This window comes from Microbacterium sp. LWS13-1.2, assembly GCF_040144835.1.
Classification (GTDB): Bacteria; Actinomycetota; Actinomycetes; order Actinomycetales; family Microbacteriaceae; genus Microbacterium.
The window spans coordinates 1,059,031-1,078,238 of the sequence record NZ_CP151632.1; the positions used below are offsets into that span (position 1 = coordinate 1,059,031).

General features: G+C 71.4%; 16 protein-coding genes and 1 pseudogene. 7 read left to right on the plus strand and 10 right to left on the minus strand.

Annotation, left to right across the window (positions count from 1 at the left end; all coding sequences use genetic code 11):
* The first annotated feature begins 94 nt into the window (after nt 1-94).
* Nucleotides 95-2,767, plus strand: a complete 2,673-nt coding sequence (locus MRBLWS13_RS05170) for a phosphoenolpyruvate carboxylase (protein ID WP_349427961.1) — start codon at nt 95-97, stop codon at nt 2,765-2,767.
* A 69-nt stretch (nt 2,768-2,836) separates the two neighbouring features.
* Complete coding sequence (locus MRBLWS13_RS05175; protein ID WP_349427962.1) at nt 2,837-3,007, plus strand: hypothetical protein; 171 nt, start codon at nt 2,837-2,839, stop codon at nt 3,005-3,007.
* Nucleotides 3,008-3,086: 79 nt separating this feature from the next.
* On the opposite strand, the gene MRBLWS13_RS05180 is transcribed toward MRBLWS13_RS05175, so the two are convergent.
* The 4 genes from MRBLWS13_RS05180 to MRBLWS13_RS05195 form a co-directional block, all read right to left on the minus strand.
* Complete coding sequence (locus MRBLWS13_RS05180; protein ID WP_349427963.1) at nt 3,087-3,794, minus strand: DUF2652 domain-containing protein; 708 nt, start codon at nt 3,792-3,794, stop codon at nt 3,087-3,089.
* Nucleotides 3,795-3,834: 40 nt separating this feature from the next.
* Nucleotides 3,835-5,520: an MFS transporter gene (locus MRBLWS13_RS05185; RefSeq protein ID WP_349427964.1), complete on the minus strand. Its 1,686-nt coding sequence runs from the start codon at nt 5,518-5,520 to the stop codon at nt 3,835-3,837.
* Between the two features lie 84 nt (nt 5,521-5,604).
* Nucleotides 5,605-6,204 carry a gamma carbonic anhydrase family protein gene (locus tag MRBLWS13_RS05190; protein ID WP_349427965.1) on the minus strand — a complete coding sequence of 200 codons (600 nt, stop codon included), beginning with the start codon at nt 6,202-6,204 and terminating at the stop codon, nt 5,605-5,607.
* A gap of 106 nt (nt 6,205-6,310) precedes the next feature.
* On the minus strand, nt 6,311-6,682 hold the full coding sequence (locus MRBLWS13_RS05195; protein WP_349427966.1) for a VOC family protein: 372 nt from the start codon (nt 6,680-6,682) through the stop codon (nt 6,311-6,313).
* A gap of 94 nt (nt 6,683-6,776) precedes the next feature.
* Here MRBLWS13_RS05195 and MRBLWS13_RS05200 point away from each other — a divergent pair, with 94 nt between their 5' ends.
* Nucleotides 6,777-7,730, plus strand: a complete 954-nt coding sequence (locus tag MRBLWS13_RS05200) for a DUF1214 domain-containing protein (RefSeq protein WP_349427967.1) — start codon at nt 6,777-6,779, stop codon at nt 7,728-7,730.
* A 65-nt stretch (nt 7,731-7,795) separates the two neighbouring features.
* Here the strand turns inward: MRBLWS13_RS05200 and mfd are convergent, their stop codons facing one another.
* On the minus strand, nt 7,796-11,428 hold the full coding sequence (gene mfd / locus MRBLWS13_RS05205) for a transcription-repair coupling factor (protein ID WP_349427968.1): 3,633 nt from the start codon (nt 11,426-11,428) through the stop codon (nt 7,796-7,798).
* Nucleotides 11,429-11,582: 154 nt separating this feature from the next.
* Here mfd and MRBLWS13_RS05210 point away from each other — a divergent pair, with 154 nt between their 5' ends.
* Entirely contained in the window at nt 11,583-12,260 is a 678-nt protein-coding gene (locus MRBLWS13_RS05210; RefSeq protein WP_349427969.1) for a hypothetical protein, read from the plus strand.
* A 301-nt stretch (nt 12,261-12,561) separates the two neighbouring features.
* Here MRBLWS13_RS05210 and pth read toward each other — a convergent pair whose 3' ends face one another.
* Both pth and MRBLWS13_RS05220 read right to left on the minus strand, forming a co-directional pair.
* On the minus strand, nt 12,562-13,146 hold the full coding sequence (gene pth / locus MRBLWS13_RS05215) for an aminoacyl-tRNA hydrolase (protein WP_349427970.1): 585 nt from the start codon (nt 13,144-13,146) through the stop codon (nt 12,562-12,564).
* Nucleotides 13,147-13,326: 180 nt separating this feature from the next.
* A complete protein-coding gene (locus MRBLWS13_RS05220; protein WP_349427971.1) occupies nt 13,327-13,962 on the minus strand; it encodes a 50S ribosomal protein L25/general stress protein Ctc in 636 nt (211 codons plus the stop codon).
* 282 nt (nt 13,963-14,244) lie between these two features.
* Between MRBLWS13_RS05220 and MRBLWS13_RS05225 the strand changes: the two genes are divergently transcribed.
* On the plus strand, nt 14,245-14,367 hold the full coding sequence (locus tag MRBLWS13_RS05225) for a hypothetical protein (RefSeq protein WP_284444971.1): 123 nt from the start codon (nt 14,245-14,247) through the stop codon (nt 14,365-14,367).
* On the opposite strand, the gene MRBLWS13_RS05230 is transcribed toward MRBLWS13_RS05225, so the two are convergent.
* Nucleotides 14,352-14,834, minus strand: a complete 483-nt coding sequence (locus MRBLWS13_RS05230; protein ID WP_349428992.1) for a gluconokinase — start codon at nt 14,832-14,834, stop codon at nt 14,352-14,354. The two genes, MRBLWS13_RS05225 and MRBLWS13_RS05230, sit on opposite strands and share 16 nt — an antisense overlap.
* Before the next feature lie 419 nt (nt 14,835-15,253).
* On the opposite strand from MRBLWS13_RS05230, the gene gndA reads away from it, so the two are divergent.
* On the plus strand, nt 15,254-16,657 hold the full coding sequence (gene gndA / locus MRBLWS13_RS05235) for an NADP-dependent phosphogluconate dehydrogenase (protein ID WP_349428993.1): 1,404 nt from the start codon (nt 15,254-15,256) through the stop codon (nt 16,655-16,657).
* A 97-nt stretch (nt 16,658-16,754) separates the two neighbouring features.
* Here gndA and MRBLWS13_RS05240 read toward each other — a convergent pair whose 3' ends face one another.
* The gene (locus MRBLWS13_RS05240; protein WP_349427972.1) at nt 16,755-17,015 is read right to left on the minus strand and encodes a BBE domain-containing protein; all 261 of its coding nucleotides are present in this window, start codon (nt 17,013-17,015) and stop codon (nt 16,755-16,757) included.
* Nucleotides 17,016-17,661: 646 nt separating this feature from the next.
* Nucleotides 17,662-18,210 (minus strand): annotated as a pseudogene (locus MRBLWS13_RS05245) (FAD-binding protein); the annotation flags it as partial.
* Between MRBLWS13_RS05245 and MRBLWS13_RS05250 the strand changes: the two are divergent.
* Nucleotides 18,200-19,189 (plus strand): SDR family oxidoreductase, encoded by a 990-nt coding sequence (locus MRBLWS13_RS05250; protein WP_349427973.1) that lies wholly within the window; start codon nt 18,200-18,202, stop codon nt 19,187-19,189. The pseudogene MRBLWS13_RS05245 and the gene MRBLWS13_RS05250 overlap by 11 nt on opposite strands.
* Nucleotides 19,190-19,208 lie beyond the last annotated feature (19 nt).

The following is a 19,208-nucleotide window of genomic DNA, read 5'->3' on the forward strand; positions in this document are numbered from 1 at the left end:
CGATCCGATGTTCTTCGGCGGGAGGCCGGCAGGACCGTCGTCACACAACGTCCGCCGTGACGGCGCGGCGACAGCGCGCCGTTAGCCTGGACAGATGCGTGAACTCACCCAGACCGAAGCGATCGACCTCGTCGGGCGGTACGAGGCGGAGCAGGCGATCCCCGAGCAGATGCGCAGCGACGTGCGCATGCTGGGAACCCTGCTCGGTCAGGTGCTGCGCGAGAGCGGATCCCCGGGACTGTACGAGGATGTCGAGCGCCTGCGTACCGCGACCATCCAGGCCTACACCGATGAGACGCCCGAGGCCTTCGCCCGCGCCGCCGCGATCGCGGACTCCTTCACGATCGCCCGCGCCGACGAGGTCGCCCGGGCGTTCACCGCGTACTTCCACCTCGTGAACCTCGCCGAGGAGCACCAGCGCGTGCGCATCCTGCGCGAGCGCGACGGACGTCCCGAGCGCGAGCAGGCGACCGACTCGGTCGCCGCGGCCTTCGTGCGCCTGGCCGCCGAGGTCGGCGACGACACGGCGCTGCGGCGTCTGCAGAACATGCGATTCCACCCCGTCTTCACCGCGCACCCCACCGAGGCGCGCCGCCGCGCGGTGTCGACCAGCATCCGCCGTCTCGCCACGCTCCTCGAGCAGCATGACGCGTCGCTGCGCGGCGGGGCCGACGAGCGACGGGCACAGCGCCGCATGCTCGAGGAGATCGACACGCTGTGGCGCACGGCGCCGCTGCGCCCCGAGAAGCCCGCTCCGACCGACGAGGTGCGCGCCGTGATGGCCGTCTTCGACGACACGCTCTACACGGCCGTCCCCCACGTCTACCGCCGCGTCGACGACGCGCTGCAGGGACCGGCCGCGGGCGGCCGCGCCCCGGTGGTGCGCCCCTTCGTGCGTGTCGGCTCGTGGGTCGGCGGCGACCGCGACGGCAACCCGTTCGTCACGGCATCCGTCACCCGGAAGGCGTCTGCGATCGCGAGCGAGCACGTGCTGCTGGGCCTCGCACGCACCGCGAGCCGCATCGGCCGCACGCTGACGCTGGACGCGACGACAACGCCGCCGAGCGACGCGCTGCTGGCGCTCTGGCAGCGCCTCAAGGCCGCCGATGAGGACGCCGCGAAAGACATCGCCAAGCGTTCCCCCGACGAGCCGCATCGCCGCATCGTGCTGCTGATCGCCCGCAAGATCGAGGCGACGCGCGCCCGCAACGCCGACCTCGCGTACGCCGACCCCGAGCACCTGCTGGCCGATCTCCGCGTCGTGCAGGACTCCCTCGTGCAGGCCGGCGCGCCGCGCCAGGCGTACGGGCACCTGCAGCAGCTGCTGTGGCAGGTCGAGACGTACGGGTTCCACCTCACCGAGCTCGAGGTGCGGCAGCACTCGGCCGTGCACGCCAAGGTGCTCGCCGAGCTCGAGTCCGGGGCGGCGCGCAGCGAGCTGGCCGAGGAGGTGCTCGACGTCATCCGCACGGTCGGGTTCCTGCAGGAGCGCTACGGCCCGCGCGCGGCCGGACGCTACATCGTGTCGTTCACGCAGTCGGCAGAGGACCTCGCCGCCGTCCACAAGCTCGCCGCGTACGCGGTCGGCCCCGACGGCACGCCCCCTGTCCTCGACGTCATCCCGCTCTTCGAGACCTTCGCCGACCTGCAGGCCGCGCCCCGCATCCTCGCCGAGATCGTCGAGCACCCGGAGTTCGCAGCGCGGCTGGAGGCCACCGGCCGGCGCCTGGAGGTCATGCTCGGCTACTCCGACTCGTCGAAGGACGTCGGCCCCGTCGCCGCGAACCTCGCCCTCTACGAGGCGCAGGCGAAGATCGCTGCCTGGGCGGACGAGAACCGGATCGAGCTGACACTGTTCCACGGTCGCGGCGGGGCGCTGGGCCGCGGCGGCGGTCCGGCCAACTCCGCGATCATGGCGCAGCCCCCGCACTCGGTCGACGGCCGGTTCAAGCTCACCGAGCAGGGCGAGGTGATCTTCGCGCGCTACGGCGACCCGGCGATCGCGATGCGGCACATCGACCAGGTCGCAGCCGCGATCCTGCTCGCCTCGTCGCCGTCGAACGAGGAGCGCAACCGCGCGGCGGCAGACAAGTACGCGGGCGTCGCAGCGACGCTGGACGCGGCATCCCGCGAGCGCTTCTTCTCACTGGTGAAGGCTCCCGGCTTCGCGCCGTGGTTCGCCCGCGTCACACCGATGGAGGAGATCGGCCTGCTGGCGCTGGGCTCGCGCCCGGCCCGCCGGGGACTGTCGGTCGAGTCCCTCGAGGACCTGCGGGCCATCCCCTGGGTGTTCGCGTGGACGCAGGCGCGTATCAACCTCGCCGGATGGTTCGGGCTCGGCACCGCACTCGACGCCGTCGGCGACGAGCCGCTGCTGCAGCAGGCGTACCAGGACTGGCCGCTGTTCCGCACGCTCATCGACAACGTCGCCATGAGCCTCGCGAAGACCGACGATCGCATCGCACTGCACTACCTCGAGCTCGGTGACCGTGACGATCTGGCCGCGCTGGTGCGCGAAGAGATGCGGGTCACGCGGGACTGGGTCGTCCGCATCACGGGCGGCACGGAGCTGCTCGGCAACAAGCCGGTTCTGCAGCGGGCGGTCAAGATGCGAAGCCCCTACGTCGATGCGCTCTCGCTCCTCCAGCTGCGCGCCCTGCGCGCGCTCCGCGCGGCTCCCGAGGGAGCCCCGGTCGACCCCGAGCTCCAGCGACTCCTGCTGCTGTCGGTGTCGGGCGTCGCCGCCGGCCTGCAGAACACGGGCTGACCCGCGCCGAGTGCGGCGACACGCGCGTCGCACCCCGGATCGCCGACGGCTGGGCGTACCGTAGCGCCCATGGCACGGATCGTCGTCGCCGAAGTCTGCCCCCGGTGCGGGTCGCTCGATGTGCGGGCGACCGAGCCGAAGTGGTTCCGGATCGAGTGGGATCGTCGAGACGCCTTCGACGACGGCTGGGTCGACCGCCTCGAGTTCGGCTGCCGCGACTGCGGCCTGCTCTGGGACTGACGAAGGCGGATGCCGCGGGGCCGTCGGCCGCGCGGCCGGGACGACCGATGCCTGATGAGCGTGCATCGGCGCCCGCTCGCTATCGCGTGCGACGCGGTTTCCTCGCGCCCAGCATGTAGGGAAGCCCGCGGCCCACGGCCGAGAAGGTGCTGCCGAGGCGGGACCGCAGGGTCGGAGCCGGCGGCACCGCGTCGACGTGGTCCAGATCGGCGACGTCGACGAAGTAGGCGCGGACGATGCCGATGCCCTCGAGGTCCGGCGCGAGCTCGTTCGCGGACTCGGGAAGCGATGCCGCGTCGGAGCGGCAGAGTTCGTCCGTCAGCAGGACGTACTCGGGGATGCCGACGGAGTTCTTCAGCAGGCGGTGCACCAGGATCACATCGATGCCGACGAGCTTGGAGCGGCCGCCCACCCGCTGGGTCGCGACATCGCCGACGTGCGCCACGAACTTCAGGGTCAGGTTCCGCGCTTGGCGGCATCCCCCGCACGGGCAGAGGTTCTGCACCACGTACTCGCGCTCGAGATGGAAGGCGCGGTGCATGACGACAGCCAGCTGCAGGATGTCCGCGAGGATCGTGTCGGGATCCCGCGTCACGGCCCGCCGAGAGAGGAAGGCCGCGTCGCCCTCGATCTCGACGAGTTCGAACCCGCTCGCCGCACGGACGATGCTCTCCAACATCCGCGCGGTGTTGACCTCGGCGTGCGCGAGAGTCATGCGGTGCGAGCCCATGTACTCGGTGTAGCCGCCGATATCAGCGATCAGCAGGGCCGTTCGCTCTGTCCCCATGTGCCCAGTCCCCTTCGTCGGTCGTTCATCACAGCGGCTCTCACGATGCCGGAGGCCCCTCGAGCAGGTCGTCCGGCGCGTAGCGATCCAGCTGCTCCTCCACCGTCGTGGCGGCCGCCTGCGCGCTGGGCGCGTAGCCGAGCACGACGGCGGTGAACCGGTCCGCGGCGAGCGCTTTCAGCTCGAGCGGCGTGCGTGCGACCACCGTCGCCGTCCGCGGCGTCCGGCGGAGCAGTGCGATCTCGCCGAAGCCCTCACCCTCGCCCAGGGTCGCGATCACGCGACCGTCGCCCAGCACGTCGGCCCGGCCGCTCTCGATCACGTAGTAGTGGTCGCCGACGTCGCCCTGAGTGAACACGGCGCTGCCCTGTGCCACCTCGACCGGTTCCAGCCCGCGCGCAAGCTGTTCGATCGCGGGCAGCGGGAGCGGCTGGAGCATCGGCACCCGCTGGAGGAGGCCGACCTCGGCGTCCAGCGCACCGACGGACCGATCGAGGCCGCGCAGCCGCCACCACGATGCCAGTGCGAGCACCGGGCACAGCATGCCGATCGCGATGAGCGCACCCTCGACGCCGAGCCACGCGATCATCACCGACGCGATGATCGCGCCGACGCCGATGGAGACGGCGACCAGGCTCTCGAGCACACCGAAGACCCGCGCCATCAGGGCGTCCGGGGTCAGTCTGCCGATCAGCGTGAACCCGGCGAGGTCGATCAATGCGTTGCCGACCCCGACGAAGGCGAGCAGGAGGAGCGCCGCAGTCTGGGCAGGGAAGACGCCGACGAGGGCGAGCGGCAGACCCCACAGCGCAACGCCGACGGCGAACCACGCGCCCAGTCGGCGGGTCCCGACGAGCAGTGAGGCGGCGAGCGAGCCGAGGACCGCTCCCACTCCGACCGATGCCATCAGCGATCCAGCGCCCGGCTCGCCCATGCCGAGCAGCTCGATGGCGACCACGACCGAGAAGACCGTGAGCGCACCCCGCGTGATCGATTGGGCAGCCGCCAGGCCGAGGATGAGCTGCAGATCGTGGCTCCGCCACACCGCGGCGAGCCCCTCGGCCGCCTCCCTCAGCAGGTCGCGCCGCGGTGCCGCCGGCCTCGGCGGCGCGTCGTAGCGCACGCGGAAGAGCAGCAGCGCCGCCCAGAACGACGCGAGCGCCGCGACGGCGAACACGACGGAGACATCGGTGAAGGCCAGCAGGATCGCGGCGACGAGCGGCCCGACGAGCGTCGCGACGGAGTCCAGCAGCCCTCGCACGACGTTGGCGCTGGCCAGCTCGTGCCCGGTGCGGCACAGCGTGGGCAGGAGCGCGGAATGCGCCGGTCGGAACATGGTCGCCGCGATGGTCGAGACGACCGCGAGCGCGTAGACGACCGCGATCGGGCCCGATACGGCCACGACGACCGCCGCTACCGCGGTGGCGGCGCCCCGCACCACCGATACGACGACGAGCACGCGCTCACGCCGCCCGCGGTCGGCGAACGGCGACAGGATCGGCGCCAGCAGCGCGGAGGGCAGCATGCGCAGCAGGCCCACCGCGCCCAGGGCGAGCGCCCCGCCGGCGTTGTAGGCGACGATGCCGAGCGCCACCGTGAACGCCCACTCCGCAGTCCACGCCCCGAGGAAGCTCAGCTGCGCGCGCCGCAGATTGGGGTTGCGCCAGTTGCTCGAGAAGGCCCCCACGGCCTGATCGAGCCTCGAACGGGTCCCCAGACGCCCCATGTCGCGACCCTACGGCCTGAGCCGTGGGAAGGCCAGAGCCACGTCGATCTCGCCGCCCGCGTACGCGGCCGATGCACGGGGATGTCAGTCCAGGCGGCGGTCGTCCACGTGACGGGCGAGGCTGCGACCGTAGCGCTCGGTGAGCTGCACCATGAGGTCGGGGGTGTCGCGGTCCAGTCCGAAGACGTAGCCGGGGAAGTCGAGCTCGCGCTGCGCGGCCCAGATCTCCTCGTGGCGGTCGGGCGGAAGGATCTGCACCGGGTCGCCCACTGCCACCCACCCGATCGGCACAGTGGTCTCCGGCGGGAGCGTCGTGCGCAGGTGCACGACCGCGTTGATGCGCACTTCGCTGCGGGCTCCGAGCCGTGCCCCGTTGAACACGCGCGTGCCCGTCGCGAGGAACACCTCCTCCTCGACGACGGCGCCCGAGACGCTGGCCATCGGCCCGACGAGCACGTGGTCTGAGATGTGCACCGGGTTCGTGGCCGTCGCCCGGATGAGGGCGTTCTCCATCACGATGACGTTCTCGCCCAGCGTGATCGCGCCGCCTTCGGCGGTGATCACCGCGCCGTGCAGGATCTGGCAGTCGGCGCCGATCTCGACGTCGCCGCTGATCACCGCGGTCGCCGCGACGACAGCGTCGGGGTGGATGCGGGGCTGGGCCCCGAGGTGCTCGAAACGCATCATGCCTCCTCGATCCCGTGCCGGCCCGCCCGTCGTCGGGGCCGTCGCGGTCGGTTCACAGCGTAGTGCGGCACATCCGCACCGCACCCGGTCGCCGGCGCGGGCGTCACCTCGGGTGCTCGGTCAGACGCCAGTAGTAGCCGCTCGGATCCAGCACGCGGAAATCGCGAAGGCCCCACGGCTGCGCCTGCACGTCGTCGTCGACGGGCCAGCCCTCGTCGGCGATCCGCCGGCGGGCGGCATCCAGATCGTCCGTCTCGAGCACGAGTTCCACGCCGACCGGCGGGCGGCGCGGCGCGGCGTCGACCGAGGGGCGCCTTGCCGCCCCGACGCGCACGCGACCGAGCTCCAGAGCGACGTAGGCCCACTCGAGGTGCCGCTCGTCGCGCACGAGGGAGAATCCGAGCACACGGGTGTAGAAGTCGACGGCCCCGTCGAGGTCGTCGGGGAAGATCTCGATGCGAAGATCGGCCACCATCCCCCCACTCTCTCGTACGCGAGCCCGTTGCGTCGCGCCGTGGGCGGGCGTCGCGCCGCGGGCGCGCGTCGCACACTGTGCCAGGATCGAGCTCGTGACCCTTCACGTGAACGTCGATGACTTCGCCCGCGCCGAGACGGATCGGATGTTCCGCGATCTTCAAGCCCAAGCCGGCGGTGTCAACCGCTTCGTGCACAACCGCGAGCCCGCAGCGATCGACAACCAGACGGTGATCCGGTTGAACCGCGACACGCTGTACAGCTTCGCGGTGGTGGATCTCGCCGCCGGCGCAACGCTGACTCTTCCCGAGCACGGAGACCGCTACCTGTCGGCGATGGTGGTCGACCAGGACCACTATGTCGACGCGATCTTCCACGACGCGGGATCCTACGAGCTCGCGAGCGATACCTTCGGCACCCGATATGTCACCGTGGCGGTGCGGACGCTCGTCGACCCGGCCGATCCGAGCGACCTGGCCGAAGTCGCCGCCATCCAGGACGCGATCACCCTCACCGCGGCCTCGTCGGTCGAATTCGCGTACCCCGACTACGACGTCGCGTCGCTCGACGAGACCCGCGAGGCTCTGCTCGTCCTCGCCCGGAACCTGACCGCGTTCGATCGCACCTTCGGATCGAAGGACGAGGTCGACCCCGTCCGACACCTGATCGGCACCGCGGCCGGCTGGGGCGGTCTGCCGTCGAGCGAGGCGTCATACATCGGCGTGGACCCGCGCCTTCCCGTCGGCCGCTACGAGCTCACGGTCGGCGACGTCCCGGTCGACGGATTCTGGTCGATCTCGGTCTACAACGCCGAGGGCTTCTTCGAGCCGAACGACCGGAACATGTACACGGTCAACAACATCACGGGCGTTCGCAACGCGGACGGCTCCACCACCGTGCGGTTCGGGGACTTCCCGCCCGGTACCCCGAACGCCATCCCGGTGGCGGAGGGCTGGAACTACCTCGTGCGGCTGTACCGACCGCGCGCCGAGGTCGCCGACGGCACGTGGGCGTTCCCGACCCTCGACGGCGCAGGCACGGCATCCTGAGCTGAGTCCGTCAGCCGCCCCGCGTCCCACCCGCCGGCTGACGGGCGAGTGACGCACGCCGGCGATCAGGCGTTGACGGCCGCCTCGGCTGCAACATCCGCGTCCGACTTCCTCGGCGGCCAGAGCTGCTCGATCAGCTGCGCGACCCAGGCGATCAGCTCGTCGTCGCCGAGCGGCGCACCACCGGCCGAGGGAAGCGGCACGACCATCGCCTCGCCGCCTGCGACGAGCTTCGCCTTGGGGTGCAGTCGCTGCAGGCGCACGCGCATCGAGTCCGGCAGGTTCGCCGGCGCGATGCGCAGGTTCGGACCCATCGCCACGACGTCCGCGAGCCCTGCCTGCCCGGCGCGGCGCCGCAGCCGCGCGACCGCGAGCAGACCCTCGACCTCGGCCGGCGGCTCGCCGTACCGGTCGGTGAGCTCCTCGACCACCAGGTCGATCGCGTCCGGCTGCGCGGTGACGGATGCCGCGGCCGAGAGCTTCTGATACGCCTCGAGACGCAGCCGCTCGCTGTCGATGTACGACTCCGGGATCCGGGCCTGAACGGGCAGCTCCAGGCGCAGCTCGGCCGGCCCCTCGGTCTCCTCGCCGCGGAACGTGGCGACCGCCTCGCCGATCATGCGCAGGTACAGGTCGAAGCCCACGCCGGCGATATGGCCGGCCTGCTCGGCGCCGAGCAGGTTGCCCGCGCCGCGGAGCTCGAGGTCCTTCAGCGCGACCTGCATGCCCGATCCGAGGTCGTTGTTGACCGCGATCGTCTCGAGCCGGTCGGCGGCCGTCTCGCTGAGCGGCTTCATGTCGTCGTAGAAAAAGTACGCATACGCGCGCTCACGAGCGCGGCCAACCCGTCCGCGCAGCTGGTGCAGCTGGCTGAGTCCGTACTTGTCGGCGCGGTCGATGATGATCGTGTTCGCGTTCGAGATGTCGAGGCCCGTCTCCACGATCGTCGTGCAGACCAGCACGTCCGAGCGGCGCTCCCAGAACGCGTCCACGACCTCCTCGAGGGCGTGCTCCCCCATCTGTCCGTGGGCGACGGCGATGCGCGCCTCGGGAACGAGCTCGGCGAGCTCCGCCGCGACGCGCTGGATCGACTGCACGCGGTTGTGCACATAGAACACCTGACCCTCGCGCAGCAGTTCGCGGCGGATGGCGGCGGCGATCTGCTTGTCGTTGCGCGGACCGACGTACGACAGGATCGGATGCCGGTCCTCGGGCGGTGTCTGCAGCGTCGACATCTCGCGGATGCCGGTGACCGCCATCTCGAGAGTGCGCGGGATGGGGGTCGCGCTCATGGCGAGAATGTCGACGTTGGTCTTGAGCTTCTTGAGCTGGTCCTTGTGCTCGACGCCGAAGCGCTGCTCCTCGTCGATGATCATGAGGCCCAGGTCCTTGAAGATCACCTTCTCGGTGAGGATGCGGTGCGTGCCGATGACCATGTCGACGGTGCCGTCGGTGAGGCCGGCCAGCACCTCGCGCGCCTGCTTGTCGGTCTGGAAGCGCGAGAGCGCCTTGACCTTGACCGGGAAGCCGGCGAAGCGCTCGGTGAACGTCTCGAGGTGCTGCTTGACCAGGAGCGTCGTCGGCACGAGCATCGCGACCTGCTTGCCGTCCTGGATGGCCTTGAATGCGGCACGCACCGCCACCTCGGTCTTGCCGAAGCCGACGTCGCCCGACAGAAGCCGGTCCATCGGGATCGGCTTCTCCATGTCGGCCTTGATCTCGTCGATCGTCTGCAGCTGGTCGGGGGTCTCGGCGAACGGGAACGCCTCTTCGAGCTCGCGCTGCCAGGGCGTGTCGGGACCGAAGGCGTGGCCCTTCGACGCCATGCGCGCCGAGTACAGCTTGACGAGTTCGACGGCGATGTCGCGCACGGCGCGGCGGGCCTTGCTCTTGGCCTGCGCCCAGTCGCTGCCGCCCATCTTCGACAGTGTCGGCGCCTCGCCGCCGACGTAGCGCGAGAGCAGGTCGAGCTGGTCGGTGGGCACGAAGAGCTTGTCGCCCGGATAACCGCGCTTGGACGGCGCGTACTCCAGCACCAGGTACTCGCGCACGCTCTTGATCGCATTGCGCCCACCGCTGGAGACCTCGCGCTGCGTGAGCTCGACGAACTTGCCGATGCCGTGCGTCGCGTGCACGACGTAGTCGCCGGCCTTGAGCTGCAGCGGGTCGACGACTGCCTTGCGTCGCGACGCGAGCTTCTTCACGACGCGGGAGTCGCCGCCGATGGTGCGGCCGTAGAACTCCGACTCGGTGAGCACGGCGAGCTTCGCCTCCGCCGCCTCGAACCCGCGCTCCAGCGTGCTCAGCACGAGGTGGGCCACGCCGGGCTCGGGCGCATGCAGCACCTCTTCGACCCTGCGCGCGGCGATGCCCCGCTCGGCGAGCACGTCGCGCGCACGCTCCACGAGCCCGGTCCCGGATGCCGCGACCACGACGCGCCAGCCGTCCGCGAGGAGTGCGCCGACGTGCTCCGTCGCGCCCTCCACGTTCCCCTGGAAGGACGGCACCGCCGATCCCGGCACGCGGATCGCGGCGGCGGCCTCGAGCGCGACGTCGATGTCGTCGTCGATGAGACCCTCGGCGGCGGCATCCGCCTCTCCTGAGTCGAACGAGCTGAGGCTCCACCAGACCCCGCCGCGCGTGCGGGCCGCGGCGCGGATGGCGGGCAGCGTGAGGAAGTCGCCGGCGCCGAGGTCGATCGGGGTGCTCGCGCCTGCGGTGGCCGCACTCCACGCCGCCTCGAGGAACTCCCGGTTCGTCTCACCGAGCGTGATCGCACGGGCGACCGCGCGCTCCGGGTCGACGAGGGCGACGGCCGAGCCCTCGGGGAGGTAGTCCACCACGGTCACGAGCCTGTCGACGACGGCCGGCAGCAGGGACTCCATGCCCTCGACCGGGATACCCTCGGCCATCTTCTCCAGCATGCCGGCCAGGCCCGGGAACTCGCCCTTCAGCTGCCGTGCCCGGCCGCGTACGGGCTCGGTGAGCAGCAGCTCACGACTGGGGAGCAGGGTGACGTCCCGTACCTCGCCGGGCAGCGAACGCTGATCGGCGACGGAGAACGCGCGCATCTCGTCCACCTCGTCGCCGAAGAACTCGACGCGGTACGGGTGCGCAGCCGTCGGCGGGAAGACGTCGAGAATGCCGCCGCGCACCGCGAACTCGCCGCGACGCGAGACCATGTCGACGCGATGGTAGGCGAGCTCGACGAGGCGGGCCGACACCTCGCCGAGGTCGTGCCCGCGGGCGCCGACGACGAGCTCGACGGGCGGCACATCGGTGAGCCCGGCCGCGAGCGGCTGGATGGCGCCGCGCACCGATGCCGTGATCACGAGCGGTGTGGCGGCCTCCCAGCGCGCGATGCGCGTGAGGATGTCGAGCCGGGCGCCGACAGTCTCGGCGCTCGGGCTCAGCCGCTCGTGCGGAAGGGTCTCCCACGCGGGGAAGTGGAGCACCTCGGCACCGGGCAGCAGTGCGCCCAGCGCCGGACCCAGCGATTCCGCCCGGCGACCCGTCGGCGCGATCAGCAGGACCAGCGGCGGCTTGCCCGCGGCACGGCGGCGCTCGATCAGGGCGGCGAGGAGCGGGGCGTCGAGCCCCTCGACGAGCGAGAAGTCGGCATCGACGGACGCCGCGGCCACCGCGTCCCGAAACGGCTCAGCCTGCTCGAGGGCGCGGACGATCCCGGGAACTGTCACCGCACGAGTCTACGGCCCGCCACCGACACGGGGCCGCCTCGCGGAACGAGCGTGCGACGGCGCGCCGCCGACACGGGGCCGCCTCGCGGAACGAGCGTGCGACGGCGCCCCACCGACGCCGACGGGTGTCGAGCGACCCTCCTAGGATGAGCCTGTGAGCCAGCCCGCCGCGCCCGATGCGCCTCAGAACCCGCCCGTTCCGCCCGGCGCGTGGGCTCCACCCGCGCTCGCCCCGTTCGGACCGCCCGCTGGCGCCGACGCGGGTGTGGGTGGCGCCGGTGCGGCTGGCGCCGGTGCGCCCGGCGCGCAGCCCGGGGTTCCGGCGGGATGGTCCGCGCCGCCTGCCGGGGTTTACGCCTCACCGCCGGGGTATGCCCCACCCGCGGGTTACGCGGCGGCGCCGGTCGCGGCATCCGCCCCGGTGTACGGCGCCCCGCCGGCCAGGCGCAGCGGCGTCCTCGGTGTCGTCGCCCTCGCGCTCGCACTCGTCGCGACCGTCGGCGCGAGTCTGGTGGGGGCGATCGCGAGCTATCGCATCGGACTCGGCGCCGGCCGTCAGATCACCGCGGGGGCCCTCGACACCGACTTCGACTGGTCGATCCTCGCTCCCGTGCGCGACTGGGTGCTGCTGGGCGAACTCTCGTTCTGGGTGGGGACCGCGCTCGGTATCTGGGCTCTGGTGCAGGGTGTGGTCGCGATCGTCACCCCTCGCGGCCGTGGCGCAGGCATCGCCGCCGTGATCGTCGCCGCGCTGGGCCCGATCATCTTCGGCGCCGTGGTCCAGGGCTTCCTCACTGCCGGACTCACCGCCGGCACCGGCATCGGCGCCTGATCGGCCCGGCTGCCGCGAGCCGCGTCCGCCTTCACTGTGCGTCCGCCTTCACCGCGCGTGTTCCTCAGTTGAGGACGAGAGCCGAAACGAGGGCGGATCTCGACGTACTCGCCCGCATCTCGGCTCGGTTCCTCAATTGAGGACAGGCCTCAGACGCGGCTATCACCCCACGCGCCGCGCCGCATCCCGGCATCCGCTCCTCAAGTGAGGACCGGAGCCGAACCGAGGGCCAACTCGGGCCCACGGTCCCGCATCTCGGCACGATTCCTCAATTGAGGACGGCGGAGTCCGGACACCCGCCTCAGACGCGGGGGGCGTGGTGCTTCTGCTGTGCGGCGAGAAGGCCCTCCGCGACGAGCTGCTCGACGGCGTCGGCGCCGTCGCCGACGAGGATGGGCAGGTTCTTGCGCTCGGTGGCGCCGAACGGGTCGAGCACCCAGTCGGCGGGATCCTGCCGCCCCATGGGGCGGCCGATGCCGACACGGACGCGCGGGAAATCCGCCGTGCCGAGCGCCTTGGCGACGTCGCGCACGCCGTTGTGGCCCCCGTGCCCGCCGCCGACCTTGAGCTTGATCGTGTCGAACGGGATGTCGAGCTCGTCGTGCACGACCACCACGTGGTCGGGGGCGATGCCGTAGAACTTGGCGAGCCCGGCGACGGGACCGCCCGACACGTTCATGAACGTGTTCGGCTTGGCCAGGATGAGCTTGGCCGCGCCGGGGCGCAGCCAGGTCTCGACGACGCGCGCGTTCGCCTTGTGCGACTTGAAGGACTCGCCACGCCGCCCGGCGAGCTCGTCGACGACGAGCTGTCCGACGTTGTGCCGCGTGGGCTCATAGCGGGGGCCGGGGTTTCCCAGCCCGACGACCAGCCACGACTCTGCCATGTCATCCATCCTGCCCGAGCGGCGCGGCCGCAGACGAGATCGGTCGACTTGCGCTGAACGTACGACTCGCCCGGCGTGTCGCGTACGTTCAGCGCAAGTGAACGGGTGGGTGCGATCGGCACCCGGTGAGACGGAGCGAGGGGGTGCGGCATCCGCACCCCCTCGACTTCGTGAAAGGGATTACTCGGAGGCGGACTCTTCCGAGGCCTCGGCCTGCTCGGCGGCGACCTCGGCATCAGCCTCGGCGATCTCGTCCTCGGCGGCGAGCGTCGCAGCCGGGACCGAGATGGCGACGATGAGCAGCTCGGCGTCGGCGATCAGCACCGAGCCCTTCGGCAGCTTCAGGTCGGCGGCGGTGATGTGCGTGCCGTCCTCGAGGCCTTCGACGTCGACCTCGATGTGCTCGGGGATGTGCGTCGCCTCGGCCTGCAGGGTGACCGTCGTGTTGTCGAGGTTCGCGATGGTGCCGGGGGCGGACTCGCCCACGACGACGATCGGCACCTCGATCTCGACCTTCTCGCCCTTCTTCACGACGAGCAGGTCGATGTGCTCGATGACCTGGTGCACCGGGTCCTTCTGCACGTCCTTGACGAGCGTGAGCTGCGACTTGCCGTCGAGGTCGAGCTCGAGCACCGCGTTGGCGCGGCGGATGAGCAGCGAGACCTGGTGGCCGGGCAGCGCGACATGCACGGGGTCGGTGCCGTGACCGTAGATGACGGCGGGGATCTTGCCGGCGGCGCGGAGGCGGCGGGCGAAGCCCTTGCCGAAGCTCTCGCGGAACTCAGCCTGGACCTTGGTATCGGGCTCGGACGACATGGGGTTCTCCTTGTGGGCGCACTGGCCCGGTAAGCTGCGGCGCGTGGCCGTTCTGACTCGGCCTGCGCGGTGGCGGGCCCGGGGTATTCGGGATGTCTTCGACTCGAACGCACGCGCGTGAGGAAAGCCCGTTGGGCCGGCATCACTGCGTCGATCACGGATGCCGCAGCCCACCGGAATCGACAGGCGCGAGGCATCCCTCGCCGAAGTTCGACACGAGTCTACCAGCGCCCCCGCTACGATGAGGAACGCACCTGCTTCCCGCTCCCCACGGAGGACCCCATGGACTACGGCTTCTGGAGCCACGCTCTTCTCTGGCTCATCGGCGCCATGGCCGCAGTCGGTGCCCTCGGGACCGCGCTGGCGTTCTGGAGCCTCGGGCGCCAGGGCTACCGCAAGGACTGATACCGCTCGAGCGCCGCCACCGCCGCATCCACGACCTCGGTCAGCGGCGGATCCCCCGCGACGACGACTCCCGGTTCATCCGGCTCGAGATGCTCGAGGGTGCGCAGCTGCGAGGCCAGCAGCGACGACGGCATGAAGTGCTCGCGTGACCCCATGCGGCGGGCCAGTTCGTCCTGCGGCACCCGCAGCTCCACGAAGACGACTCCCGCGGCGCCCGCGCGGATGCGGTCGCGATAGCGGCGGGCGAGCGCCGAGCAGGCCATCACCGCTCCCCCGCGCGCATCGTGCAGCGTCGCGGCGACGACGTCGAGCCACGGCATCCGGTCCTCGTCGTCGAGCGGGATGCCGGCTGCCATCTTCGCGACATTGGCGGCAGGATGCAGGTCGTCGGCGTCGACGAACGCCAGCCCGAGCCGCCGCGCCAGCGCCAGCCCCACGGCGGACTTGCCCGAACCGCTCGGGCCCATCACCACGATGCGCCCCTCGGGCTCGGGGCGCGAACCGGAGGCACCCGGCGGGGCAGGCTCGGGATGCGAGGGCTCGGTCACGACGGCCACGGTAGCCGACGGCCGGCAACGCGTCACACCTTGCCGGGGCCGCGTGTGAGCATCCCGCCGCTGCGGTGTAACACGGACGCGCCAGACTCTAGGCTGAAAGAGACGATCTAACCTCAGGAGCGCGTGTGTCTTCGAACGACCCTTCAGCGAGCGGCAATCAGGCCGAGACCAACATCTCGACGGATCAGGACCAGGCTCCTGACGAGGCGACGACGGCACACGAGGCCGCACCGGCACCCGAGGATGTGGCCCGCCAGACCCCGGAGCCCCAGGGGCCCGACGCCGATCGTGTGGCGACGGCGAACATCGGCGTCGTGGGTCTCGCGGTGATGGGGTCCAACCTCGCCCGCAACCTCGCCAGCCGTGAGGGCAACACCGTCGCGGTGCACAACCGCAGCCGGTCGAAGACCGACGAGCTGCTCGCCACGCACCCCGAGGCCGGCTTCGTGCCCGCGTTCTCGTACGAGGAGTTCGCCGCGTCGCTGCAGAAGCCGCGCGCCGCGATCATCATGGTCAAGGCCGGGCGGCCGACCGACGCCGTCATCGACGCGCTGGTCGAGGTGTTCGAGCCGGGCGACATCATCGTCGACGGCGGCAACGCGCTGTTCACCGACACGATCCGCCGTGAGAAGGCTGTGCGCGAGACCGGCATCAACTTCGTCGGCGCCGGCATCTCCGGCGGCGAGGAGGGCGCCCTCCTCGGCCCGTCGATCATGCCCGGCGGCTCGGACGAGTCGTGGATCACACTCGGCCCGATCCTGAAGTCGATCGCGGCGGTCGCCGAGGGCGAGCCGTGCGTCACGCACATCGGCCACGACGGCGCCGGGCACTTCGTGAAGATGGTGCACAACGGCATCGAGTACGCCGACATGCAGCTCATCGCCGAGGCCTACGACCTCATCCGGCGCGGCACCGGCAAGACGCCGGCCGAGATCGCCGACGTGTTCGCCGAGTGGAACCGCGGCGAGCTGGAGTCGTACCTCATCGAGATCACCGCGGAAGTGCTGCGCCAGGTGGATGCCGCCACTGGCAAGCCGCTCGTCGACGTCATCCTCGACCAGGCCGGCGCCAAGGGCACCGGCGCCTGGACCGTGCAGACCGCGCTGTCGCTGGGCGTCCCGGTGTCGGGCATCGCCGAGGCCACGTTCGCCCGATCGCTGTCGTCGCACCCCGAGCAGCGCGAGGTCTCGCGCGAGCTCCCCGGTCCGGAGGAAGGCCTGGCCGTCGAGGACACCGACGCGTTCATCGAGGACGTGCGCCTCGCGCTGTACGCGTCGAAGATCGTCGCCTACTCGCAGGGCTTCGACGAGATCCGCGCCGGCGCCGCCGAGTACGACTGGCAGATCGACCTCGGCGCCGTGTCGAAGATCTGGCGCGCCGGCTGCATCATCCGCGCCCAGTTCCTCAACCGCATCGCCGACGCGTACGGCGAGACGCCCGACCTGGCAGTGCTACTCACCGCGCCGTACTTCGTCGAGGCCCTCGGCCGCGCGCAGGGCGCGTGGCGCCGCATCGTGTCGACGGCGGCGGGCGCCGGCATCCCCGCCCCCGCGTTCTCGTCGTCGCTGTCGTACTACGACGGACTCCGCGCCGAGCGCCTCCCAGCCGCCCTCATCCAGGGCCAGCGCGACTTCTTCGGCGCCCACACCTACAAGCGCATCGACAAGGAAGGCACCTTCCACACGCTGTGGTCGGGCGACCGCACCGAGATCGAAGCCGAAGACACCCACTGACCGCGACGCGTCGGACCGACGCGTCCCGCACACGGCGAGGGCGGATCCCCACCACGGGGGTCCGCCCTCGCCGTGTCTGCCTGCGCGGCGCGGAGTCTCAGCCGGCGTGACCGTCGGGCACGGGCTTCACGTTGTGGTTGCGGCAGAACACGTTGCCCGGGTCCCACGCGCGCTTGATCGCGGCGAGGCGGGCCATGGTCGCCGGCGGGTACATGCGCTGGACGATCGTGTCGGCCGTCGAGACGGTGAAGTTGCCGTAGACGCCCGACCCCTTGGCCTCGATGGCCTCCCACGCGGCGTTCGCCTCTGCACGCCCCGCGTCGTCGAGCATGCCGGGGATGTCGAACGCGCCGGCCATCGCGAACCACGTCGCGTCCCGCGCGGAAGGCCGAGTCGTCCTGCGCCACGTCTGCGTACGCGCCGCCCAGCGAACGCAGCATCACGACAGAGGCGGGACGCTGTTCCCGGAAGGCGGCGAGACGATCGATCACCTCGTCGTCGAGGACGCCGAGCAGTGTGTTGCCGCCGACGAACCCCGGCATCGGCTGCTCGGGGTCGAACTCGGGGGCCTCCATCAGCACGTCGGGATAGTCCAGCACCCCGAAGTCCCGCTCGGTGACCCCGGGCGCACTCGCCACGGGCGCCAGCGCGCGACGCGCGGCATCCTCGTCGGTGCCGACCCAGACCGCCGTGATAGAGGCGCCCGCCGGCGCATTCGGGTCCATCGCTGGGACGTCCATGTAGGTGCCGGTGAGATCGCGCGGGGCGTCCGCCATGACCTCACGCAGTACGCGCAGGACGGGGCGCGCATCGCCCTCGAGTCCGTAGACGGCGTGGACGACGCCGTCGAGAGGGTGCGCCTCGAAGTCGAACCGCGTCACGACGCCGAAGTTGCCGCCGCCGCCGCGGAGCGCCCACAAGAGCTCCGGATGAGAGGTCTCGGTCACCTCGACCACCTCGCCGCGGGCGGTGACGAGCTGCGCACCCACGAGCTGGTCGGCGGCCAGTCCCCAGGCCCGCACCATCCAGCCGATGCCGCCGCCGAGGGTGAGACCGCCGACGCCGACCGATGCCGTGTCGCCGGAGCTGAGCCCCAGGCCGCGTTCGGCGAGCGTGTGGGCGACCGCGCCCCACAGTGCACCGCCGCCCACGCGCACGCGGGTGCCTTCGACCTCGACGGCGTCGAGCGCGGAGATGTCGAGGGTGAGGCCGCCGGGCACGCCGCCCCAGGCGCTGTGGCCGCCGCCGCGGATCATGATCTCGAGCCGCTCGGCGGAGGCGTAGCGGACGGCGCCCCGCACGTCATCGACACTGGCGGCGCGGATCACCGCAGCGGGCTCGCCGATGCCGGAGTGGAAACGTCGGGCGGAATCCCATTCGGAATCGCCCGGACGGATGACGGTGCCGACGAAACCAGCGCTGAGGTCGTCGTTGCTCATGATCGCAACGCTAGGGCCCGCCGCCGACATCGGGGAGGTGTTCGCCGTCAGCGAGGGAGCGCCTTCCGCCGGGACGCCCGCGTCCGGGCGTAGGCTCGCGCGGGTGACGAGCATCCTCTACATCGGCGGTACCGGAACGATCAGCACGGCGTGCGTTCGCCGCTCCGTGGCTCTCGGGCACGAGGTCGCGGTCCTCAACCGCGGCAGTGCACGACGTCCGCTGCCGCCGCAGGTCGAGTCGATCGAGGCGAATGTGCGCGATCCGAGCTCAGTGCGCGCCGCCCTCGGCGACTGCCGGTTCGACGCCGTCGCCGAGTTCCTGGCCTTCACGCCCGAGCACATCACGACCGACCTCGAGCTTTTCGAGGGACGCACCGGGCAGTACGTCTTCATCAGCTCGGCCTCCGCGTACGAGAAGCCGCCGCGCAGGGTGCCGGTGACCGAGTCGACGCCGCTGCGCAACCCGTTCTGGCAGTACTCGCGCGACAAGATCGCCTGCGAGGACGTCCTCGTCGCCGCACATCGCGAGCACGGCCTGCCGGTGACCATCGTGCGGCCGTCGCACACCTACGACGAGCGGCTGCTGCCAACCCTCGGCGGCTGGACCGACATCGCACGCATGCGCGCCGGCCGTCCCGTCATCGTCCACGGCGACGGCACGAGCCTGTGGACGATCACGCACTCCGACGACTTCGCCGTCGCGTTCACCGGGCTGCTCGGCAATCCGGCGGCGATCGGCGAGGCATTCACGATCACCGGCACGCACGCACCGACCTGGAACCAGATCTACGGCTGGCTGGCCGACGCCGCAGGCGTCGACTCCCCCGACCTCGTGCACGTCGCCTCCGACACGATCGCGGCGTTCGCGCCGGACCTCGGGCCCACGCTCATCGGCGACAAGGCCCACTCCATGCTGTTCGACTCGTCGAAGGTGACGCAACTGGTGCCCGAGTTCCGCACGACGGTGACCTTCGACGAGGGCGCCCGCCGTATCCTCGCCTATTACGACGCGCACCCGGAGGAGCAGCGGATCGACGAGGGCCGCGACGCGCTCTTCGATCGCATCGCGGCCCATGCCCGCTCGGCGGGCTGATCTGCGGAGGAAGCCGCCC

Coding starts and splice junctions, on each gene's coding strand:
- MRBLWS13_RS05195 (WP_349427966.1), bottom strand. CDS start 6,682: ATGGTGGCCGATCTTCGCATCGAGATCTTCCCCGACGACCTCGACGGG.
- MRBLWS13_RS05180 (WP_349427963.1), bottom strand. CDS start 3,794: ATGGGGACAGAGCGAACGGCCCTGCTGATCGCTGATATCGGCGGCTAC.
- MRBLWS13_RS05185 (WP_349427964.1), bottom strand. CDS start 5,520: ATGGGGCGTCTGGGGACCCGTTCGAGGCTCGATCAGGCCGTGGGGGCC.
- MRBLWS13_RS05170 (WP_349427961.1), top strand. CDS start 95: ATGCGTGAACTCACCCAGACCGAAGCGATCGACCTCGTCGGGCGGTAC.
- pth (WP_349427970.1), bottom strand. CDS start 13,146: ATGGCAGAGTCGTGGCTGGTCGTCGGGCTGGGAAACCCCGGCCCCCGC.
- MRBLWS13_RS05240 (WP_349427972.1), bottom strand. CDS start 17,015: ATGGCCGGCGCGTTCGACATCCCCGGCATGCTCGACGACGCGGGGCGT.
- MRBLWS13_RS05220 (WP_349427971.1), bottom strand. CDS start 13,962: ATGTCGTCCGAGCCCGATACCAAGGTCCAGGCTGAGTTCCGCGAGAGC.
- MRBLWS13_RS05175 (WP_349427962.1), top strand. CDS start 2,837: ATGGCACGGATCGTCGTCGCCGAAGTCTGCCCCCGGTGCGGGTCGCTC.
- MRBLWS13_RS05225 (WP_284444971.1), top strand. CDS start 14,245: ATGGACTACGGCTTCTGGAGCCACGCTCTTCTCTGGCTCATCGGCGCC.
- gndA (WP_349428993.1), top strand. CDS start 15,254: ATGGGGTCCAACCTCGCCCGCAACCTCGCCAGCCGTGAGGGCAACACC.
- MRBLWS13_RS05230 (WP_349428992.1), bottom strand. CDS start 14,834: ATGGGCCCGAGCGGTTCGGGCAAGTCCGCCGTGGGGCTGGCGCTGGCG.
- MRBLWS13_RS05190 (WP_349427965.1), bottom strand. CDS start 6,204: ATGCGTTTCGAGCACCTCGGGGCCCAGCCCCGCATCCACCCCGACGCT.